The 19,577-nt window shown below is 61.5% G+C and carries 16 protein-coding genes; 3 read left to right on the top strand and 13 right to left on the bottom strand.

The window, feature by feature from the left end:
* Positions 1 to 178 precede the first annotated feature (178 nt).
* On the top strand, positions 179 to 1,528 hold the full coding sequence (locus tag ACA047_RS07045; RefSeq protein WP_497357906.1) for a spinster family MFS transporter: 1,350 nt from the start codon (positions 179 to 181) through the stop codon (positions 1,526 to 1,528).
* A 66-nt stretch (positions 1,529 to 1,594) separates the two neighbouring features.
* Here ACA047_RS07045 and ACA047_RS07050 read toward each other — a convergent pair whose 3' ends face one another.
* Both ACA047_RS07050 and pobA read right to left on the bottom strand, forming a co-directional pair.
* On the bottom strand, positions 1,595 to 3,112 hold the full coding sequence (locus ACA047_RS07050) for an MDR family MFS transporter (protein ID WP_497357908.1): 1,518 nt from the start codon (positions 3,110 to 3,112) through the stop codon (positions 1,595 to 1,597).
* A 69-nt stretch (positions 3,113 to 3,181) separates the two neighbouring features.
* Positions 3,182 to 4,375, bottom strand: coding sequence for a 4-hydroxybenzoate 3-monooxygenase (gene pobA, locus ACA047_RS07055; protein ID WP_497357910.1), 1,194 nt, complete (start codon positions 4,373 to 4,375; stop codon positions 3,182 to 3,184).
* Between the two features lie 175 nt (positions 4,376 to 4,550).
* Here pobA and ACA047_RS07060 point away from each other — a divergent pair, with 175 nt between their 5' ends.
* A complete protein-coding gene (locus ACA047_RS07060) occupies positions 4,551 to 5,444 on the top strand; it encodes a helix-turn-helix domain-containing protein (RefSeq protein WP_497357912.1) in 894 nt (297 codons plus the stop codon).
* 7 nt (positions 5,445 to 5,451) lie between these two features.
* On the opposite strand, the gene ACA047_RS07065 is transcribed toward ACA047_RS07060, so the two are convergent.
* The 6 genes from ACA047_RS07065 to arcD (ACA047_RS07090) all read right to left on the bottom strand — a co-directional run bounded on the left by ACA047_RS07065 (position 5,452) and on the right by arcD (ACA047_RS07090) (position 11,138).
* Positions 5,452 to 5,628 (bottom strand): hypothetical protein, encoded by a 177-nt coding sequence (locus tag ACA047_RS07065; RefSeq protein WP_420764340.1) that lies wholly within the window; start codon positions 5,626 to 5,628, stop codon positions 5,452 to 5,454.
* 238 nt (positions 5,629 to 5,866) lie between these two features.
* Positions 5,867 to 6,226 carry a DUF5064 family protein gene (locus ACA047_RS07070; protein ID WP_497357914.1) on the bottom strand — a complete coding sequence of 120 codons (360 nt, stop codon included), beginning with the start codon at positions 6,224 to 6,226 and terminating at the stop codon, positions 5,867 to 5,869.
* A gap of 64 nt (positions 6,227 to 6,290) precedes the next feature.
* Entirely contained in the window at positions 6,291 to 7,220 is a 930-nt protein-coding gene (gene arcC, locus ACA047_RS07075; RefSeq protein ID WP_497357916.1) for a carbamate kinase, read from the bottom strand.
* A 121-nt stretch (positions 7,221 to 7,341) separates the two neighbouring features.
* Positions 7,342 to 8,352: an ornithine carbamoyltransferase gene (locus tag ACA047_RS07080; RefSeq protein WP_497357918.1), complete on the bottom strand. Its 1,011-nt coding sequence runs from the start codon at positions 8,350 to 8,352 to the stop codon at positions 7,342 to 7,344.
* Between the two features lie 71 nt (positions 8,353 to 8,423).
* The gene (arcA, locus tag ACA047_RS07085) at positions 8,424 to 9,680 is read right to left on the bottom strand and encodes an arginine deiminase (RefSeq protein ID WP_497357920.1); all 1,257 of its coding nucleotides are present in this window, start codon (positions 9,678 to 9,680) and stop codon (positions 8,424 to 8,426) included.
* 30 nt (positions 9,681 to 9,710) lie between these two features.
* On the bottom strand, positions 9,711 to 11,138 hold the full coding sequence (gene arcD, locus ACA047_RS07090; RefSeq protein ID WP_497357922.1) for an arginine-ornithine antiporter: 1,428 nt from the start codon (positions 11,136 to 11,138) through the stop codon (positions 9,711 to 9,713).
* A gap of 389 nt (positions 11,139 to 11,527) precedes the next feature.
* Between arcD (ACA047_RS07090) and arcD (ACA047_RS07095) the strand changes: the two genes are divergently transcribed.
* Complete coding sequence (gene arcD, locus ACA047_RS07095) at positions 11,528 to 12,955, top strand: arginine-ornithine antiporter (RefSeq protein ID WP_497357924.1); 1,428 nt, start codon at positions 11,528 to 11,530, stop codon at positions 12,953 to 12,955.
* Positions 12,956 to 13,051: 96 nt separating this feature from the next.
* On the opposite strand, the gene ACA047_RS07100 is transcribed toward arcD (ACA047_RS07095), so the two are convergent.
* From ACA047_RS07100 to ACA047_RS07120, 5 genes are all read right to left on the bottom strand, one after another.
* A complete protein-coding gene (locus ACA047_RS07100) occupies positions 13,052 to 14,398 on the bottom strand; it encodes a CoA transferase (protein ID WP_497357926.1) in 1,347 nt (448 codons plus the stop codon).
* Between the two features lie 46 nt (positions 14,399 to 14,444).
* The gene (locus ACA047_RS07105; RefSeq protein WP_497357928.1) at positions 14,445 to 14,858 is read right to left on the bottom strand and encodes a YbaN family protein; all 414 of its coding nucleotides are present in this window, start codon (positions 14,856 to 14,858) and stop codon (positions 14,445 to 14,447) included.
* A gap of 181 nt (positions 14,859 to 15,039) precedes the next feature.
* The gene (locus tag ACA047_RS07110; RefSeq protein ID WP_497357930.1) at positions 15,040 to 15,630 is read right to left on the bottom strand and encodes a biliverdin-producing heme oxygenase; all 591 of its coding nucleotides are present in this window, start codon (positions 15,628 to 15,630) and stop codon (positions 15,040 to 15,042) included.
* A gap of 170 nt (positions 15,631 to 15,800) precedes the next feature.
* Positions 15,801 to 18,395 (bottom strand): TonB-dependent receptor, encoded by a 2,595-nt coding sequence (locus tag ACA047_RS07115; RefSeq protein WP_497357932.1) that lies wholly within the window; start codon positions 18,393 to 18,395, stop codon positions 15,801 to 15,803.
* A gap of 119 nt (positions 18,396 to 18,514) precedes the next feature.
* Positions 18,515 to 19,474 (bottom strand): FecR family protein, encoded by a 960-nt coding sequence (locus ACA047_RS07120; protein ID WP_497357934.1) that lies wholly within the window; start codon positions 19,472 to 19,474, stop codon positions 18,515 to 18,517.
* Positions 19,475 to 19,577: the final 103 nt, after the last annotated feature.

The raw sequence follows: 19,577 nt of genomic DNA on the forward strand, positions 1-19,577 counted from the left end.
ACAGGCAAAATGATGGCAATTGTTGCAGGAAAATGACGGGCATCAAGAAGCACGCCGCTCGCCATGGACGGGTATCAGCCTTGCGAATGATTGGAGACAGCCCACGCGCGGCTGTCTAGATTGCAGAGGCAGGGCTCGGTTGCTTCGCCGTTGCCCCATAACAATAAGAGACGGACCCATGCAGAACTCGACCCAAGCGGCGAATGCCTGGCGCATTCTGTTCCTGCTGTTTCTGGCCAACCTGTTCAACTTCTTCGATCGCACCATCCCGGCGATTATCATCGAGCCGATCCGCATGGAGTGGAGCCTCAGCGACTTCCAGATCGGCATCATCGGCACTGCCTTCACCATCGTCTACGCCATCGCCGGGCTGCCGCTGGGACGCATGGCCGATACCGGTTCGCGCAGCAAATTGATGGGCTGGGGGCTGGCCACTTGGAGCGCGCTGACGGCGGTCAATGGCCTGGTGGGCAGTTTCTGGGCGTTTCTGGTGGTGCGCATGGGCGTGGGGATCGGTGAGGCCAGTTACGCGCCGGCGGCCAACTCGCTGATCGGCGATCTGTTCCCGGCCCATCGTCGGGCGCGGGCCATGGGCATCTTCATGCTGGGCCTGCCGCTGGGGCTGCTGCTGGCGTTCTTCACCATCGGTGCGATGGTCAAGGCCTTTGACAGCTGGCGCGCGCCGTTCTTTATTGCGGCGGTGCCGGGGCTGGTCCTGGCGTTGTTCATGTTTTTCATCAAGGAGCCCAAGCGCGGCGCGGCGGAAACCGTGCCAGTGTCCCAGGAAAAAGTCGACAGGCCTATTCGTCGGGTGCTGGCGATTCCGACTTTTCTGTGGCTGGTGCTGGCCGGGCTGTGTTTCAACTTCGCCACCTATGCCTGCAACTCATTTCTGGTGCCGATGCTGCAGCGTTACTTCCTGATGCCGCTGCACGAAGCGGCAGTGGCCACCGGGATCATGGTGGGTGTGACCGGGTTGTTTGGGTTGACCCTGGGTGGCTGGATCGCCGACAAGATTCATCAACGGGTGCCCAGCGGTCGTCTGCTGTTTGCCGCGTTCAGCCTGGTCATCTCCACGGCCACCACCGCTTGGGCGTTGCATGCCGGGCGGATTGAAATCGGCGTGTTCGTTGCGGTGTTCAGTGTCGGCTGGCTGTTTGCCTATACCTTCTATACCTGTGTGTACACGGCGATCCAGGACGTGGTCGAACCGCGCCTGCGGGCCACGGCAATGGCGTTGTTCTTTGCGGGGCTGTACCTGCTCGGCGGCGGCCTGGGGCCGGTGGTGGTGGGCGGCCTGTCCGATTACTTCGCCCGCACGGCCATGGTCGCAGCCGGTGCCCCGCAGATGAGCGAAGCGTTCAAGGCCATCGGCCTGCACGACGCGATGTACCTGATCCCGGTGGCGCTGTTCATGACCCTGGTGTTCCTGTTCCTGGCATCGCGCTGTTTCGTACGCGATGCCAAGCGGATGAAGGAGGGGATGAGCGCGGTGGTGGAGCCGGGTGCGGTAGCTGCGACGGCTTGATAGCAATCTGTGGGAGCAAGCTTTGCTCCCACAAATCCCTCACCACAGGTTTTTTGTGCATTCTGGCTATCGAATCTTTTCATCGCGCCCGCGAAGCAAGCGGTCGGGCATCGCAGCTGCCGCCGCGAGTCCCAGCAGTGACACTGCTGCGCTGATCAGCAGCAGATGCCGGAACGTCGTCTGCAATTCCTGGCGCAAAGCGTTCTGCGCCGGGCCCGGTGCGGCGTTCAGGCCGTCCAGCAGCACATTGCCGGAATGTCCCTCACCGATCAGCGATGGACCGGCGAGCTGAGCGAAGCTTGAATCCTGTAGCAAGGCCAGCAGCAACGCCGACATCAGCGCCACACCCACCGCGCCGCCAAGGGAGCGGAACAGGTTGGTGGTGCTGGTGGCGACGCCGATGTCCCGTTGTTGCACCGAGTTCTGAGAACCCACCAATGAAGTGGGAAACTGCAGGCCCGAGGCGATGCCGCTGAGCAGCATGAACAGGCTGCTGAGCCAGAATGCACTGGGCGGGGTGAAGGCCATGCCGAGGATGGCGAACGGAAAAAGCAGGGCGCCGCTCAGGATGATCGGTTTGTAGCGACCCGTGACCGAGGTGCGGCGCCCGCCGAAATAAGCGCCTATGGGCAACCCCATCGCCAACGGCAACAAGTGCAACGCCGCGCTGTCGGCACCGGCACCGGTGACGCTCTGAAAGCGTAACGGCACCAACACCGTCAGGGAGATCGCCTGGAAGCTGGTGAAGAACACCGTGCACCAGCACAACACCGCGCTGCGGTTGACGAACAGGTGCATCGGCAACAATGGCTCTGGGGCGCGGCGCTCATGCCAGACGAACAACCCCAGCGCCACCACCGCGCCACCCAGCAGCCCCAGTACTTCGCGGCTGTGCCAGGCATGACCCTGGCCGATCTGGGTGATACCCAGCAGCAGCGCGGTCAGGCCGATGATCAGCAACACGGTGCCCAGGTAATCGATGATCGGCGTGCGTTGCGGCACCGACAACCCCACCAGGACACGCCGGGCCACCAGCCAGGCGCCCAGGCCCAGCGGCAGGTTGATCCAGAACACCCAGCGCCACGACAGGTATTGGGTCATGTAGCCGCCCAGCACTGGCCCGGCCACGCTGGCCAGTGCGTACATACCGCTGAAATACCCCTGATAGCGGCCGCGCTCGCGAGGCGGCACGATGTCGCCGATGATCGCCTGGCTCACGGAAATCATCCCGCCGGCCCCGATGCCCTGGAGAATCCTCGCCAGCACCAGTTGCTCCATGCTTTGCGCCAGCCCACAAAATAGCGAAGCCAGGGTGAACAGGCCCATGCCGAACAACATCAGCCGCCGTCGGCCATAGAGGTCGCCGAGTTTGCCGTAGATCGGCACCGCCACGGTCATCGCGACCATGTAGCCGGAAATGACCCAGGCCAACAGGCTGACGTCCTTGAACTGTGCGGAGATGGCCGGCATCGAGACGGCGACGATGGTCTGGTCCAGCGCGCCGAGGAAAATCGCCAGCATCAGGGACACCAGCACGCTGCGAATGGCCGGCTTCGGGGTTTGAGGCGTATTGAGCTGAGTCAAGGCAGAACCTGCGGGCATCACGCCGAGGAGGCGAATGGGACGGAGCCCGCAGTTTAAGTCGATAGTCGGCTATTCGATAGCCTCATAAGGAAGTCCGACGTAATTTTCTGCAATGGTTTTTCGACCGGCTTCAGAGTCGACGAAATACTCCAGTTCCGCTTCACTGATGCGCTGGCTGAAGGCGTCGTTGTCGTCGAAGCGGTGCAGCATCGAGGTCATCCACCAAGAGAAACGCTCGGCTTTCCAAACGCGCCGCAGGCAGATGGCTGAATATTTTTCCAGCAAATCCACACGGCCGTCGCGATAGACCTTGAGCAGAATGTTGAACAGCGTACTGACGTCGCTGGCCGCCAGGTTCAACCCCTTGGCACCGGTGGGCGGGACGATGTGGGCCGCGTCGCCCACCAGGAACATCCGGCCGTACTGCATGGGCTCGACCACGAAGCTGCGCAGCGGCGCAATGCTCTTCTCGATGGATGGACCGGTCACCAGCGCTTCGGCCAGATCAACGGGCAGGCGGTTTTTCAGTTCGTCCCAGAAGCGCTCGTCTGGCCAGTCGGCCACTTGCTCCTCGGCAGGCACTTGCACGTAATAACGGGTACGGGTCTTGGAGCGCATGCTGCACAGGGCAAAACCGCGTTCGTGCCGGGCGTAGACCAGTTCTTCGTGAACGGGCGGGGTGTCGGCCAGGACGCCGAGCCAGCCGAACGGGTAGACCCGCTCGAAGACCTTCAGTTTTTCCGCGGGAATGGACTGTCGCGCCACGCCGTGGAAACCGTCACAACCGGCAATGTAATCGCAGTCCAGGCGCCAGGTTTCACCCTCGTGCTCGAAGGTCACGAAGGGTTGGTCGGTTTGCATGTCGTGGGGCTGGGCATTGCCGGCCAGGTAAAACGTCCGGGCGCCGGCGGCTTCACGAGCGGCCATCAAGTCACGGGTCACTTCGGTCTGGCCGTAGATCATGACGTTTTTACCGCCGGTCAGCCCCTTGAGGTCGATGTGCACCCGGCGACCGTTGAGCGCCAGCTCAAAGCCGTCATGGGGCAGGCCTTCGGCGTCCATGCGCTGGCCGACGCCGGCCTGGCGCAGCAATTGGACCATACCTTGCTCCAGTACACCGGCGCGGATGCGGCTCAGCACGTAGTCCGGGGTCTGGCGTTCGAGGATGACAGTGTCGATTCCGGCGTTGTGCAGCAACTGGCCAAGCAGCAACCCGGAGGGGCCGGCACCAATAATGGCAACTTGAGTTTTGAGCGTTTTCATTGTTGTTAGGACTCACACTAAGCACACGACCAGAGTCGGTGTTGATTGTTATGGACCGAGTGCTTGCATTTTTCGCTTGCGGGCCTGTCAATTGAAGGGGAAAACTGAGCCGATACCTGTACTTTCTGCCAATTGGTGCGATTATCGCCCGCAACCCCAGGCCCGGATCCACGTTATGAAAAAACCTGACCTGCCCCCGATCCCGGTGTTCAAGCTTTACGGCGAAAGCCAGGACTGGCCGACTCCGGATCTGCTGCACTGCGAAACCATTTCCAAGCGCAGCCGCGAGCACCAGTGGGAAATAAAACCCCATCGGCATGCTGATCTTTGCCAGTTGTTATTTGTCTTCAAGGGCCAGGCAGAGCTGGAAATCGAAGGCCAGCGCACGCAACTCGACGAGCCGACGGTGCAGATCCTGCCGCCACTGTCGGTGCATGGCTTTCGTTTTTCCGAAGATGTGGAAGGTTACGTGGTGACCCTGGCGGCGCCGTTGGTGACGCACCTGCAATCGCAGCTGGGCCATTCGGTGAACATCCTGGCCCAGGCCGAAAGTTACCCGGCTGGTGAGAACGCCGTATACCTCAACAGCCTGTTCAGTGCTCTGCAGGCTGAGTACGTCGGCCATCAACCGGCCCGGGAAATGCTGATGCATGCGTTGGTCAGCGTGATCATGGTCTGGGTCAGCCGCCAAGTGATGCAACGGCGTACCTCGAGCCAGCGCCCGCAACGGGCCCGGGAATACCTCAACGGGTTCATTCAGTTGGTGGAAGAAACCTATCGTCAGCACGTCAAGGTCGAAGACCTGGCCCATCGCCTGGGTATTTCCGTGTCGCACCTCAACGGCACCTGCCGCGAGTTGGCGGGGCAACCGGCGTTGCAGATCATGCATGAGCGACAATTGCTGGAAGCCAAGCGGCTGCTGACCTACACCGGCATGACCATTTACGAGATTTCCGAAATGCTCGGGTTTTCCGACCCGACCAACTTCACCCGGCTGTTTCGCCGGCGCGTCGGTATCTCGCCCAAGGCGTTCCGGGACCGGCTCAAGGCCGATCAGCAGGACGACTGAGTACGCTTCAACGCAAGGCGTTCAGGGTCGCGTTGTGGGGGATGCAACGTTCGAAGTTGCAACTGGCGTATTCGCGGGGCAGTTGCCTGGCCTGCTCGACCCGGTAGGCCGCGGTGCCATACAGCGCAAGCGTGGCGGTGCAGGTGACGAAAATGGCGAGGCGTCTTCTTGTTTTAATGTTCATGGCGGTGACCTCTGAACGAATACCCGGGGGTACTACATTGAGCATAGGTCAGCGCCGATGAGTTGCCAGTCAAACAGGTACGGGATGTAACCCGATATTCAGGACACTGATAACCCCTAATGTGGGAGCGAGCCTGCTCGCGATGACGGCGGCACATCCAGCATCAATGCAAGCTGAGCCTGCGCCATCGCGAGCAGGCTCGCTCCCACAGGGGGATCACGGTGTTCTGTTGGGCGGGTTATTCCAGATGCTCAGGCTTTACCGGATCACCCGACTTCACGCCCAGTAGCTTGCGCACGTCTTCGAACATTTCGTCGTAGTACTTGTGCATCGAGCCGATGCTGGCAGTCTTGGGCAGGCCATATTTCTGTGCAATGCGCGTGGCGTGGCGAGCGAAGTCGAAGGCCTGGTCCTTGGCCAGGAAAAAGGTCTCGTCCAGAGTGTTGTCCTCGACCGTGCCGTGCACCCGGAACGACATCCCTTGGCCTTCCTTGGGATCCTGGGCAACCGCGTAGTCAATGCACAGGTTGTAGTTGAAATCATCCTTGTTCAGCGCGTGGCGTTCCATATGCAGGTGACCGGGTTCGAACGTGGCCATAAACGACTTTCCTTCGAAGGCATGGGAGTAGGGCAGACCGTGGATCTGCCCGGTAAGTTTCCTGTTATCGATAAGTAATGCCAGGTGTCGCCGTGCTGATGCGGGTGCCGGCCGTGCCCTGGACGATAGCGTTGATGTCCGAGAGTGAACCAATCACCGCGACCTTGCCAGTGTTGCGGGCAAATTCACAGGCTGCCTGCACCTTTGGCCCCATGGAGCCAGCGGCGAAACCGAGTTTTTCCATGGCGTCGGGGTGGGCCTGGGCGATGGCTTTCTGGGTCGGCTTGCCGAAGTCGATGAAGGCGGCGTTGACGTCGGTGGCGATCACCAGCAGATCGCTTTCAAGCTGCTCGGCCAGCAGTGCCGAGCAGAGGTCCTTGTCGATCACCGCTTCCACGCCTTGCAACTTGCCGTTGGCGTCGTACTTGGTCGGAATGCCGCCACCGCCGGCGCAGATCACGATGCTGCCTTTTTCCAGCAGCCACTTGATCGGGCGAATTTCAAAGATGCGCTTGGGCCGTGGGCTGGCGACCACACGGCGGAACTTGTCGCCGTCCGGGGCGATGGCCCAGCCTTTTTCGGCGGCCAGTTTCTGCGCTTCTTCCTGGCTGTAGACCGGGCCGATGGGTTTGGTGGGGTTTTGGAACGCCGGGTCGTTGGCGTCCACTTCAACCTGGGTCAACAGCGTTGCGAACGGCACTTCGAAGTCCAGCAGGTTGCCCAGTTCCTGTTCGATGATGTAGCCGATCATGCCTTCGGTTTCGGCGCCGAGCACGTCCAGCGGATAAGGTGTGACCGAGGTGTAGGCCGCCGCCTGCAGCGACAGCAGACCGACCTGTGGGCCGTTGCCGTGGGCGATGACCAGCTCGTTGCCGGGGTGGATTTTCGCGATCTGTTCGGTCGCGGTGCGGATGTTGCTGCGTTGGTTGTCTGCGGTCATGGGTTCACCCCGACGCAGAAGGGCGTTTCCGCCCAGGGCAACGACGATGCGCATGGTGTTGTCCTTCTCACAAAGAAGTAACGGGCAACCTGCTCACCTGTGGGAGATGGCCTGTGAGAGCAAGGCCTTACTCCCAGATATCTGCTTCTACAGAGAGAGCAAGCTGTGTTGGGTTCTAGATATCTGCCAGCGCCGACACCAGGATCGCCTTGATGGTGTGCATGCGGTTTTCCGCTTGCTCGAAGGCGATGTTGGCCGGCGATTCGAAGACCTCTTCGGTCACTTCCACGCCGTTGGCCAGGTTCGGATAGCGGGCGGCGATGTCCTGGCCGACCTTGGTTTCGCTGTTGTGGAATGCTGGCAGGCAGTGCATGAACTTCACCCGGGGGTTGCCCGAGGCTTTCATCATTTGCGCGTTGACCTGGTACGGCAGCAATTGCTCGATGCGCTCGTCCCAGGCTTCCACCGGCTCGCCCATGGACACCCAGATGTCGGTGTGGATGAAGTCCACGCCCTTGACCGCCTCTTTCGGGTCTTCGGTGATGGTGATGCGTGCACCGCTTTCGACGGCGAAGGCCTGGCACTGATCGATGAAATCCTGGTGCGGCCACAGGGCTTTCGGCGCGCCGATGCGCACGTCCATGCCAAGCTTGGCGCCGATCATCAGCAGCGAGTTGCCCATGTTGTAGCGAGCGTCGCCCAGGTAGGCGTAGCTGATGTCATGCAGCGGTTTGTCGCTGTGTTCGCGCATGGTCAGGGTGTCGGCGATCATTTGTGTAGGGTGGAATTCGGCGGTCAGGCCGTTGAACACCGGCACCCCGGCAAATTTGGCCAGTTCCTCGACGATTTCCTGTTCGAAGCCACGGTACTCGATGGCATCGAACATCCGACCCAGCACCCGGGCAGTGTCTTTCATGCTTTCTTTGTGACCGATCTGCGACGACACCGGGTCGATGTAGGTGACGTGGGCACCCTGGTCATGGGCCGCGACCTCGAAGGCGCAGCGGGTGCGAGTCGAAGTTTTCTCGAAGATCAGCGCGATGTTCTTGCCCTTGAGGTGCGCCTGTTCGGTGCCGGTGTATTTGGCACGCTTGAGGTCGCGGGACAGGTCCAGCAGGTAGTGCAGCTCGCGGTTGGTGTGGTGCATCAAACTCAGCAGGCTGCGGTTGCGCATGTTGAAAGCCATGATGTGGATCTCCTTGGGTTTCGGTTATCCCCAGGGCCGGAGTTGGGTAAACGCCGGCCCTGGCTCTAAGGTCAGTAATCGATAGGGTCGCGAACGATCGGGCAGGTCATGCAATGGCCGCCGCCACGGCCTCGGCCCAGTTCGCTGGCGCTGATGGTAATGACTTCCACTCCGGCCTTGCGCAGCAGAGTGTTGGTGTAGGTGTTGCGGTCGTAGCCGATCACCACGCCCGGCTCCAGGGCCACCACGTTGTTGCCGTCGTCCCATTGCTCGCGCTCGGCGGCGAAGCTGTTGCCACCGGTTTCCACCACGCGCAGCGCCGGCAGCTTGAGGGCGGCGGCCACGGTGTCGAGGAAGCTGCTTTCTTCACGGCGTACGTCAATGCCGCCGGGTTTGCTTTCGTCAGGGCGCAGGGAGAACGCGACGATCTGGCTCACCACTTCCGGGAAAATCGTCACCAGGTCGCGGTCGCAGAAACTGAACACGGTGTCCAGGTGCATGGCCGCGCGGGATTTTGGCAGGCCGGCGACGATCACCTGCTCCACGGCGTTGTTTTTGAACAGGTTCAGCGCCAATTGGCCGATGGCCTGGCGGGACGAGCGTTCGCCCATGCCGATCAGCACCACGCCGTTGCCAATGGGCATCACGTCGCCGCCTTCGAGGGTCGCGCTGCCGTGGTCCTGGTCCGGGTCGCCGTACCAGATCTGGAAGTCAGCGTTGGTGAACTCGGGGTGGAATTTGTAGATGGCGCTGGCCAGCAGGGTTTCCTGGCGTCGCGCCGGCCAGTACATCGGGTTCAGCGTTACGCCGCCGTAGATCCAGCAGGTGGTGTCGCGGGTGAACTGGGTGTTGGGCAGCGGCGGCAGGATGAAGCTGGAATGCCCGAGGAAATCGCGGAACATCTGGATGGTCTTGCCACCGAAGCTGTCTGGCAGGTCATCGGCCGAGACGCCGCCGATCAGGAATTCGGCGATCTTGCGTGGCTCCAGGCTGCGCAGCCACGAGTCGACTTCATGCACCAGGCCCAGACCTACCGAGTTGGGAGTGATCTTGCGGTGCAGGATCCAGTCCAGGGCCTCGGGGATGGCGACGATGTCGGTCAACAGGTTGTGCATTTCCAGTACGTCGATGCCACGTTCGCGCATCTTGGTGACGAAATCGAAATGGTCGCGCTTGGCCTGGTTGACCCACAGCACGTCGTCGAACAGCAGTTCATCGCAGTTGTTCGGGGTCAACCGCTGGTGGGCCAAGCCTGGGGAACACACCAAGACTTTACGTAATTTACCGGCTTCGGAATGAACGCCGTACTTCACTTTTTCCGTGGTCATTACAAATCCTCCAGATAAACAATCAGCCAGTTACAAAGTCAGGAAGCCGTCGTAGAGCCCGTAGGCAGCCACCAGGGCGCCCGCGATCACTGCGGCGAAAATCAGCTTCTCGACAGCGGTGAAAATCGGTTTGCCCAACTCGTGCTTGGCCTTGGCGAACAGGATCGCGCCGGGGGCGTAGAGCAGGGCGGAGAGCAGCAGGTACTTGATCCCGCCGGCATACAGCAGCCACACAGCATAGATCAGGGCGATGGCGCCGATGATCAGGTCCTTGCGGCGCTCGGCCAGGGCGTTCTCATAGGTTTCGCCGCGCACTGCCAGCAGCAGCGCGTAGGCCGCCGACCACAGGTACGGCACCAGGATCATCGAAGTGGCGAGGTAGATCAGCGACAGGTAAGTGCTGGCCGAGAACAGGGTGATGATCAGAAACAGCTGGACCATCGCGTTGGTCAGCCACAGGGCATTGGCCGGTACGTGATTGGCGTTTTCGCGGCGAAGGAACGCCGGCATGGTGTGGTCCTTGGCGGCGGCGAACATGATCTCGGCGCACAGCAGTACCCAGGACAGCAGGGCGCCGAGCAGCGAAATGATCAGGCCAACGCTGATCAGCACCGCGCCCCAGTGGCCGACCACGTGCTCCAGCACTGCGGCCATGGAGGGGTTCTGCAGCTTCGCCAGTTCCGGCTGGGTCATGATCCCCAGGGACAGCACATTCACCAGCACCAGGAACAGCAACACGGTGATGAAACCGATCACGGTGGCCTTGCCCACGTCCGAGCGTTTTTCGGCGCGGGCCGAGAAAATACTCGCGCCCTCAATGCCAATGAACACCCACACGGTGACCAGCATCATGTGGCGCACCTGGTTCATCACGCTGCCCAGGTCCGGGTTTTTCAGGCCCCAGATGTCGGCGGTGAAAATATCCAGCTTGAAGGCGAACACCGCGATCAGCACAAACAGTACCAGCGGTACGATTTTGGCGACCGTGGTGACCAGGTTGATGAACGCTGCCTCCTTGATGCCGCGCAGTACCAAGAAATGCACGGCCCACAGCAGGACCGACGCGCCGATCACCGCCGCGACGGTATTACCCTCACCAAAAACCGGGAAGAAGTAGCCCAGGGTGCTGAACAGCAACACGAAGTAGCCGACGTTGCCCAGCCAGGCGCTGATCCAGTAGCCCCAGGCCGATGAAAAGCCCATGTAATCGCCGAACCCTGCCTTGGCGTAGGCGTAGACGCCGCCATCCAGATCAGGTTTACGATTGGCCAGGGTCTGAAACACGAAGGCCAGGGTCAGCATGCCCACGGCGGTAATCGCCCAGCCGATCAATACGGCCCCGACATCAGCACTGGCGGCCATGTTTTGTGGCAGGGAAAAGATTCCGCCGCCAATCATCGAGCCGACTACCAGCGCGACTAGCGCACCTAAACGAAGTTTTCCGGGGGTGTCAGACATTACATGACTCCAATGCAGGAGAAGAGAGTTATCAGCGTAAGTCGATTAGCAACTTCGATAGCTGATCTAGATCAGTGCAGGGCAACAATGCCATGTGAATGAATTACTTAACGACCCATTCCGGGGAATTGAAGTTGGCAGGGAAGGCCCGTTTCAGAGCGCTTGCTCAAGGATGAGGTCAGTATTAATTCCCTTGTGTTGGGACTGTTCACGCTAGTTGGTTTTTACCGACTGGCAAATATAGGTGTAGGGCGTTTTCATGACAGAATGAATCAGCTGCATTGATGCGTTCGGTCATGGCCGCGTTAATAAACTCAAAAACTTTGAGTGGGTGTCGTTATTCTAAAATGTTATGACGCCTTATCGACTTAATTAATCGCGAGACCCATATGGCGCAGCCATTACAAAAGCTACGACTCGGCGCACTGATCGCACTGGTGGTGGGTTCGATGATTGGCGGCGGAATCTTTTCCCTGCCGCAAAACATGGCGGCCCGGGCCGACGTCGGTGCGGTGCTGATCGGTTGGGCAATTACCGCGGTGGGCATGTTGACCCTGGCCTTCGTGTTCCAGACCCTGGCCAATCGCAAGCCGGAACTGGACTCGGGTGTGTATGCCTACGCCAAGGCCGGGTTCGGTGACTACATGGGTTTTTCATCGGCCTGGGGTTATTGGATCAGCGCGTGGCTGGGCAACGTCGGCTACTTCGTGTTGCTGTTCAGCACCCTGGGGTATTTCTTTCCGGTGTTCGGTCAAGGCAACACGCCGGTGGCCATCGCTTGTGCATCGTTGCTGCTGTGGGCGGTGCATTTTCTGGTGCTGCGGGGAATCAAGGAAGCGACCTTCATTAATCTGGTGACCACCGTCGCCAAGGTCGTGCCGCTGGTGATGTTCATCGTCATCGCCGCCGTGGCGTTCAAGGCCGAAGTGTTTACCCGTGATATCTGGGGGGCGATGAACCCGGACCTGGGCAGCGTGATGGATCAGGTGCGCCACATGATGCTAGTGACGGTGTTCGTCTTCATCGGTATCGAAGGGGCCAGCGTGTACTCGGCGCGGGCGGAAAAACGCGCGGACGTCGGACGGGCCACGGTCATCGGGTTCATCGGGGTGCTGGCGCTGCTGGTGCTGGTGAACGTGTTGTCGCTGGGAATCATGAGCCAGCCGGAACTGGCGCAGCTGCAGAATCCGTCTCTGGCCGGAGTGCTGGAACACGTTGTTGGGCCTTGGGGCGCATTGCTGATCAGCCTGGGCTTGGCGGTGTCGCTGCTCGGTGCGCTGCTGTCCTGGGCGTTGCTGTGCGCGGAAATCCTTTACGCCACCGCCCGGGACAAGACCATGCCGGCGTTTTTGACCAAGGAGAACGCCAACCACGCGCCGGTCAACGCGCTGTGGCTGACCAATGGGATGATCCAGATTTTTTTGCTGATCACACTGTTTTCCGCTGGCACCTATACCAGTCTGATCTACCTTGCCTCGTCGATGATCCTGGTGCCGTATCTGTGGTCAGCGGCCTATGCGGTGCTGCTTTGTGCGCGGGGCGAAACCTACGAACAGGCCTCGGCCCGACGCATGCAAGACCTGTGCGTTGGCGGCGTCGCCCTGTGTTATGCGGTGTGGCTGCTGTATGCCGGCGGAGTGAAATACCTACTGTTGTCGGCGTTGTTGTATGCGCCGGGGGTGGTCCTGTTTGCCCAGGCCAAGCGTGAGCAGGGACAGCCGTTGTTCACTCATATGGAAAAGGGGATTTTTGCTTGTGTAGTGGCGGGGGCGGGGATGGCGGCTTATGGGTTGTACAGTGGAGTTCTGGCGTTGTGAGGCGAAGGTCAATGGACCCGGTTATTGTGGCGAGGGAGCAAGCTCCCTCGCCACAGGTTCCGGTTTCTATCTGGCATTGAGGCCTTTGCCCGCCTATCACCACTGTGCCCGATGAGCCCCCAGTTCGGCGGCCGGCAAGGCCCACTGCAATGGCGTGCCGGTGATTTTCAGCGGCACTTTCAACCGATGAGCCGGGCCCCATGGGGTCTGTTCGACCAGCAATCCCTGATCGTGGTCGTCCTCGGGCCGCAACGCGGTCTGGGCCCCGGCGCCATGCTCGATCAACAGCTTCGCCGTGCGTGCCAGTGACAGGCGTGCCGAGCCGCCGCGACCGCTCTCCAGGCGCCTGGACAACAACACAATGGCGCTGGCCGCCATCAGGTATCCGGTGCCATGGTCCAGCGCCTGCACTGGCAGCGGCGTCGGTTTGTCTGTCTGTTTCCAGGTCATGCCAGCTTCGGCGATGCCGCTGCTCATCTGTACCAGGCTGTCGAAGCCGCGACGGTTCTGCCACGGGCCGCTCCAGCCGTAGGCGTTGAGGCTGACATCGATCAGGCCCGGGGCGATTTTCTGGCGTTGTTCGGCGCCGTAGCCCAGGCGTTCCAGTGCGTCGGCGCGGTAGCCGTGCAGGAGGATGTCAGCGTCCTTGAGCAACGCCTCGAACGCGGCGCGGTCGTGAGGCTGATGCAGGTCGAGGCGGGCGCAGCGTTTGCCAAGGGTGACTTCGGGCACCACTCCGGGTTCGTCCCAGGTTGGCGGGTCGATACGCATGACGTCGGCCCCCAGGCCTGCAAGGAAGCGGCTGGCGATCGGGCCGGCCAGCACGCGGGTCAGGTCCAGTACCTTGAGGCCCGCCAGTGGCTGGGCGATGGAGCCGAGCCAGGGTTTGGCTGGTTCTTCGGCGGTTTTGGACAGCTGCACCAGCGGCTCGGCATTCACCGCCATGCCTTGGGGGTGAGCCTGCCACGCTTGCCACGAACGCATTTGGGCGGCGCAACCGCCGGCGTCGACCAGCGCTTGTTCCAGTTCGGCTTTGTTCCAGCGCGCCACCTTGGTCGTCATGCCGGCGCGGTCGGTGCACGTGCCGAGGACTTTTTGCGCCGCAAGTCGATGATGAGGGGCGTTGGTGTGCAGGCGAATCCAGCCGTCGGCGGTGGCGTAGTCGCCGGCCACCGGGTCCCACATGGGCGGCACGGCCCAGCCGATGGGTCGCAGGGAGGTGGAGAACCAGAACGAGGCCAGGCGCTGGTCGACTTCAAGAGGCGGCAGGCGGCCGGTTTGCTGGCGGATGAGTTCGGCGGTGGCCTGACCTGCCGCGGCGATGCTGGCGCAGGCCAGCTCCGTGACGGCGAACGCCGAGGGCAGGGTGCCGTTGCCGGTGAAAGAGAGTGGGGTGGCGGGCAAGCCGAGGGTGGCTTGAACGGTTGTGAGCAGGTCAGTCATCGCGGGCCCTCCGGATTTGAGAGGACGAGCATAGATCAAATGGGTTTTATTCGTGGCCGCTGCACGACCCAGCGTGAGCAAGCTTCCTCGCCACAGGGCGTGACCAGATCCACAGGTTGCCCAGGCCCATGCCGACCAGGGCCAGGTAAACCGGCCAGCCGTGGTTGAGCGTCGCCAGCATCAGCCCGGCGCAGAGCAGCATGCTGATTGTGGCGCCGACCTTGGCTCGACGCGGGATGACCTTGCCGTTGCGCCAGTTGTGCAACATCGGCCCGAATAGCCGATGGTTCTCCAGCCAGGCGCTCAGGCGTGGCGAACTGCGGGTCGCGGCCCAGGCGGCCAGCAGAATGAACTCGGTCGTCGGTAAGCCGGGCACGACGATGGCGACCAGGCCGATGGCCAGGCTCACGTAGGCCAGCAGGCCGAAGAGCAGTTGGGCGGTTTTTGAGGGACGGTTCATGTTTTTTGTTCAGGCATGCGTTTTCCCAAGAGGTACCATCGATTTTGTTTCCATTGCTATCCCTGTGGGAGCGAGCCTGCTCGCGATAGCGGTGTATCAGTCAATACCCAGATGAATGACACTCCGTCATCGCGAGCAGGCTCGCTCCCACAATGGAAAATGGTCGCTCAGGAAACGGTGTTCAGGCGAGGTCCTCCACATAGGCCTGTTCCAGCAGCACAGTAAACCGGTTGAAGGCGTCCAGCGCGCCTTTGTCCGCTTCGGCTTCTTGCTGTTCGGTGAAGGTCAGGTCGTCGAGGGTACGGGTAAAGGTTTTCCAGCCTTCAGCGCGGCCGCCCACCGGTTCTGCCAGGTGACGGGCGCCGAAGGTTTCACTCAGCCCCAGGCCCACGGCGCGCTTGATCAAAAACGCCGCGCCGAGTTTGGAGCCTTCGGAAACGAAGAGCCAGCCCAGGGCTTCGGCCTGGGTCGGGTTTTTCACCGCGCCGGCCACCGGTGCCGGCACTTCGGTGTCCAGGTCCGCCAGGTCGGCCTTGGCCGCATCGGCACGGCAGCGGGCGGGCAGGTCGGGAATCAGCGCGGTCAGTTGCACGTCGTTGTACAGCGCCACCAGTTCCGACTGGAACAGGTACTGCGCGACGACGAAGCGGGCGAAGCTGGCCGGCGTTTCGAACGGGGCGTATGCCTTGACCAACGCGTCGAGCTTGCTGTGGGGCTCGTGGGTGATCTGGTTCAGGCGCTGGGACCGTAAAGCGGGAGGCTGGGTATTCATGAGCATTCCTACGAGTGAAAACAGGTCCAGTGAAAAACTGTGGCGAGGGAGCTTGCTCCCGCTCGGTTGCGTAGCGACCGTAAAATCTGGGGCCTGCTGCGCAGTCCAGCGGGAGCAAGCTCCCTCGCCACAGGGGTATGGGTTCGTCTCAAAATGTATGGATGTATTTCTTAGATATCCCAAATCAGGTTGACCGCGAAGTTACGCCCTGGCTGGGTCAGGCGATCGAGGTTGGCGGGGCTCAGCACCGCCGCTTCGCCGACGCTGTCGTAGCCGCGTACGTCATCCCACAGCCAGTACTTCTTGTCGGTGAGGTTGTAGAGGCCGCCGCTGACAGTGATATCGCTGGTCACCTTGTAGAAGCCGGTCAGGTCGAGGATGCCGAAGCCAGGGGTCTTGAACTGGGTGCTCACACCGTCCGGCGAGTAGAAGTTGCTGTCGTCGACGCGATCCTTTTTCTTCACCAGGGTCCAACTGAGCAAGGTGCCAAACTGGTCCTGGTCGTAACCCAGGCCGAACACGCCGGTCAGCGGGTTGACGCTGTTGAGTGGCTCGCCGGTGTCGTTGTTACGACCGTAGGCGTAGGCCACCGAACCCTGGGTGTACAGGCCTTGAGGCGCACCGAACAGGTCCAGATCAAGGCGCCCCTTGACCTCGGCGCCCTTGATGGTGGCGTGCTTGATGTTGTTGCTTTGGAAGGTCAGCTCATCAGCCCCGGGTGTGATCGCGTCTTCGTTGATGAAATCGCGGTACTTGTTGTAGAACACCGCCACATCGAACGAACCGGAGTCGAAGCGGCCGCGCAGGCCCGTCTCGTAGCTTTTGCTTTTTTCCGGCTCCAGGTCGGGGTTGGGTTTCACGGTGTAGCCGGCACTGGGGTTGTCGAAACGACCGTACAGGGACTTGGCGGTCGGAGTGCGGAAGCCTTCGGCGTACTGGCCGTACCAGGTGTACTGGTCGGTCAGGGCATAGGTCAGGCCGAATTTGGGCGAGACGCGATGCCAGGTCTTGTTCTCGTCGCTGACTTCGCCACCGTCGGTAGGGTCCACGGTGTTGAGGAATGCCTGGGTGAGGTGCGGCTTGAGCTGGGTGTAGTCGTAGCGAAGGCCGGGCGTGAAGGTCCATTTGTCCCAACTGATCTGATCCTGGGCGAACAGGCTGTAGGTGTTGATGGTCGGGTCCGGGAAGTCACTGGCCTTTTCCAGCACATCAGCAGAACTGATGGCACCCACGGCGGTGCAGCCGCGGCTCACCGCCAGGCACACGCCATTGCCGCTGCGAGAGCCGGTGACTTTCTGTTGCTTGATCGTGGTGCCATAGGTCAGCGCGTGATCGGTGTCGGCGATGCTGAAGGCTTTGTCCAGTTGCGCGTCGAAGACCCACTGTTTTTCTTCGTAGAGGGTTTCCCGGGTGCGCAGCACCTGGCGGGTGATCGGGAAGTAGAATTCGGCGGTGCTCTGGTCGGTCTTGGCGATCTGGTAGTTCAGGCTCCACTTCACGTGGTCGGCCAGCAGGCTGTCGAGGGCGAAGTTGTGCTCCAGGCCAAAGCGCTCGCGAGTGATGGTGTCGTTGCCGGTGCGCCACTGATACATGCCGCCGGGCAGCACGGATTCAGGAATGGCCGGCTGGCCGTTGGAATAGGGGCCGCCATAGGCGCTTTTCAGATCGCTGTCGCGGTCGTCCTTGTACTTCTCGTAGACCAGGCCCAGGCGCGAGTCATCGTTGTAGTTCCAGCCGAGTTTGGCCAGCACGTTGTTGGCGCGCACGTCTTCCGGGTTGGCGGCGGTCCGGTCCAGGCCGGTGCCATTATTGTTGCCGTAGGATTGGGTTTCATGACCGTCGCGCTGGCTGTAGTGCAGCAGGCCGTCAAACTGCCCGCTGCGACCTGCGATGGTGGCGGACTTGAGCCAGCTTTCGTCGGCCGAGTTGTAGCCGGTTTTCAGGCGCGCACCAACGTCTTTGCCTGGCTTGATGATGTCGTCCGGATCCAGGGTGAAGTAGCTGACGGCGCCGCCGATGGCGTTGCTGCCATAGAGCACCGAGGCCGGGCCGCGCAGGATTTCCACGCGCTTGACGATTTCCGGGTCGACGTAGTTGCGCTGGGTCTTGGCGTAGGGGCCATTGAAGAAACTGTCGGGAATTTCCACGCCATCGACCTGGGTCAGGATCCGGTTACCGTCGATACCGCGGATGTTGTAGCCACTGATGCCGCCGCGCTGGCCGGCACCGCCCACTGAAACCCCGGGCTCGTAGCGCACCAGGTCCTTGATGGTATTGACGTTGTTGCGATCCAGTTCCTGGCGATCATGGACGGTGACTGTGCTCGGTACGCTGGTGATGTCCTGTGCCTGACGGGTGGCGCTGATGGTCACCTGTTGCAGGTTCAATACACTGCCGGCGCTGCGCTTTTCCAGAACGATGCTGTTGTTGCCCAGCTTGCGGTAGCTCAGGTTGGTCCCCACCAACAGGCGCTCCAGGGCTTTTTCCGGTGGCAGCGAGCCGTTCACGCCCGGCGACGCGACGCCGTCGGCCAGTTCCGCCGACAGGCCGACCTGCCAGCCCGTGACCGCAGTGAACGCATTCAGGGCTGAGACCAGCGGCTGCTGGGCGATGGCAAAGGTGTAGTCGCCCATGTTGCGCGCAGGTGGTTGCGCATCGGTGGCGGCCAGGGCGGCGGGCGCGGTGCCGGCCATCAGGATGGCGGCGGTCAGCAATGACAGCGTGCAAGAAGGGGTAAGGAACCGGCAAGTAAGGCGAGAGGACATCGATAGCGCTCCGTGTCGCATCTGTTATAGGTGCAGATCGGCATCTGAAGATGCGAATCAATTGCATTGGCTATAACGAGACGAACCAGCGAAGGCTATCGAGTAAAAATAATTCTCATTTAGTTCAGGATCATCACCGCCGGGAATTCCTGAAGGCGCGCAGACGTGATGTGGGCCAGGGAACGGACCACATCCAGCGGCTGGTCGAGGCGGTAGTTGCCAGTCACCGTGACGTTGGCCAACTGCTCGTTGTTGTTGATGATCCAGCCCGGGTAGTAGCGCCGCAGTTCGGCCAACACCTGGCTCAACGGCCGATTCTCGAACACCAGCCGACCCTGGACCCAGGCCAGGTCCGCGGCATCGAGCCGGGCCGGGTGGTCGAAGCCGTTGGGGCCGATGCGGATGCTTTCCCCGGCCGACAGCCGGACATGGGTGTCGTTGCGGTTGGCCCGCAGGTCCACATCGCCGCGTTGCACCTGGACCAGGGCCACGCCGTCGAGGTAGCGCACCGCAAACGTGGTGTCGCTGACGCTGGCGGTCACCGGGCCGGCGTCGATTTCCAGCGGCAGGTTGTGATTGCCCGGCACTTCGAAAAGCGCTTCGCCCTTGTACAACCGGGCCACGTGCCGCCGCTCATTGAACGTACTGGAAAAGGCCGAATCGGTATTGAGCAGGACCTTGGAACCATCCGCCAATTGCAGGCGCTGGCGTTCACCGACCACGGTCAGGTGATCGGCCTGGAAATGCAGGGGCAAGTCGCTGAAGTTGAACAGGCTCAGAAACAGCACGGCGGCGGTGGCCAGGGGTTTCCAGTGGGCGCGCAGCCGCGACAGGGCTGTGACTGTCGGCTGGGCCTTGAGCCGCCGGGCACTTTCGATCACTTGCGGGCCGTTCCAGATCGCTTGGGCCCTGACGAATGCTTCGCCATGGCGCGGATCGGCCGCCAGCCACGCCTGGAACTGCCGGGTCTGTTCTTCGCTGGGGCTGTCGAGCAGGATCAGCCAGTCCAGCGCCTGCTCCATGGCATGGGCGGTGTCCGACGCTGTAGCGGGTTCGGGGGCGCGATGATTGTCCGTCACAGTGGTTCCTCGGCTGTGTCTTTGCACGGCTGTTTCGAATCATGAGGGGGGCCAGATTAGCAGGGCCGCAGGCCAACGCAATCGACGACCGCCTTGTAGAGCG

The sequence above is a fragment of the Pseudomonas sp. LBUM1664 genome (assembly GCF_059695895.1).

Coding starts and splice junctions, on each gene's coding strand:
- ACA047_RS07045 (WP_497357906.1), top strand. CDS start 179: ATGCAGAACTCGACCCAAGCGGCGAATGCCTGGCGCATTCTGTTCCTG.
- pobA (WP_497357910.1), bottom strand. CDS start 4,375: ATGAAAACGCTCAAAACTCAAGTTGCCATTATTGGTGCCGGCCCCTCC.
- ACA047_RS07060 (WP_497357912.1), top strand. CDS start 4,551: ATGAAAAAACCTGACCTGCCCCCGATCCCGGTGTTCAAGCTTTACGGC.
- ACA047_RS07065 (WP_420764340.1), bottom strand. CDS start 5,628: ATGAACATTAAAACAAGAAGACGCCTCGCCATTTTCGTCACCTGCACC.
- ACA047_RS07070 (WP_497357914.1), bottom strand. CDS start 6,226: ATGGCCACGTTCGAACCCGGTCACCTGCATATGGAACGCCACGCGCTG.
- arcC (WP_497357916.1), bottom strand. CDS start 7,220: ATGCGCATCGTCGTTGCCCTGGGCGGAAACGCCCTTCTGCGTCGGGGT.
- ACA047_RS07080 (WP_497357918.1), bottom strand. CDS start 8,352: ATGGCTTTCAACATGCGCAACCGCAGCCTGCTGAGTTTGATGCACCAC.
- arcA (WP_497357920.1), bottom strand. CDS start 9,680: ATGACCACGGAAAAAGTGAAGTACGGCGTTCATTCCGAAGCCGGTAAA.
- arcD (WP_497357922.1), bottom strand. CDS start 11,138: ATGTCTGACACCCCCGGAAAACTTCGTTTAGGTGCGCTAGTCGCGCTG.
- arcD (WP_497357924.1), top strand. CDS start 11,528: ATGGCGCAGCCATTACAAAAGCTACGACTCGGCGCACTGATCGCACTG.
- ACA047_RS07100 (WP_497357926.1), bottom strand. CDS start 14,398: ATGACTGACCTGCTCACAACCGTTCAAGCCACCCTCGGCTTGCCCGCC.
- ACA047_RS07105 (WP_497357928.1), bottom strand. CDS start 14,858: ATGAACCGTCCCTCAAAAACCGCCCAACTGCTCTTCGGCCTGCTGGCC.
- ACA047_RS07110 (WP_497357930.1), bottom strand. CDS start 15,630: ATGAATACCCAGCCTCCCGCTTTACGGTCCCAGCGCCTGAACCAGATC.
- ACA047_RS07115 (WP_497357932.1), bottom strand. CDS start 18,395: ATGTCCTCTCGCCTTACTTGCCGGTTCCTTACCCCTTCTTGCACGCTG.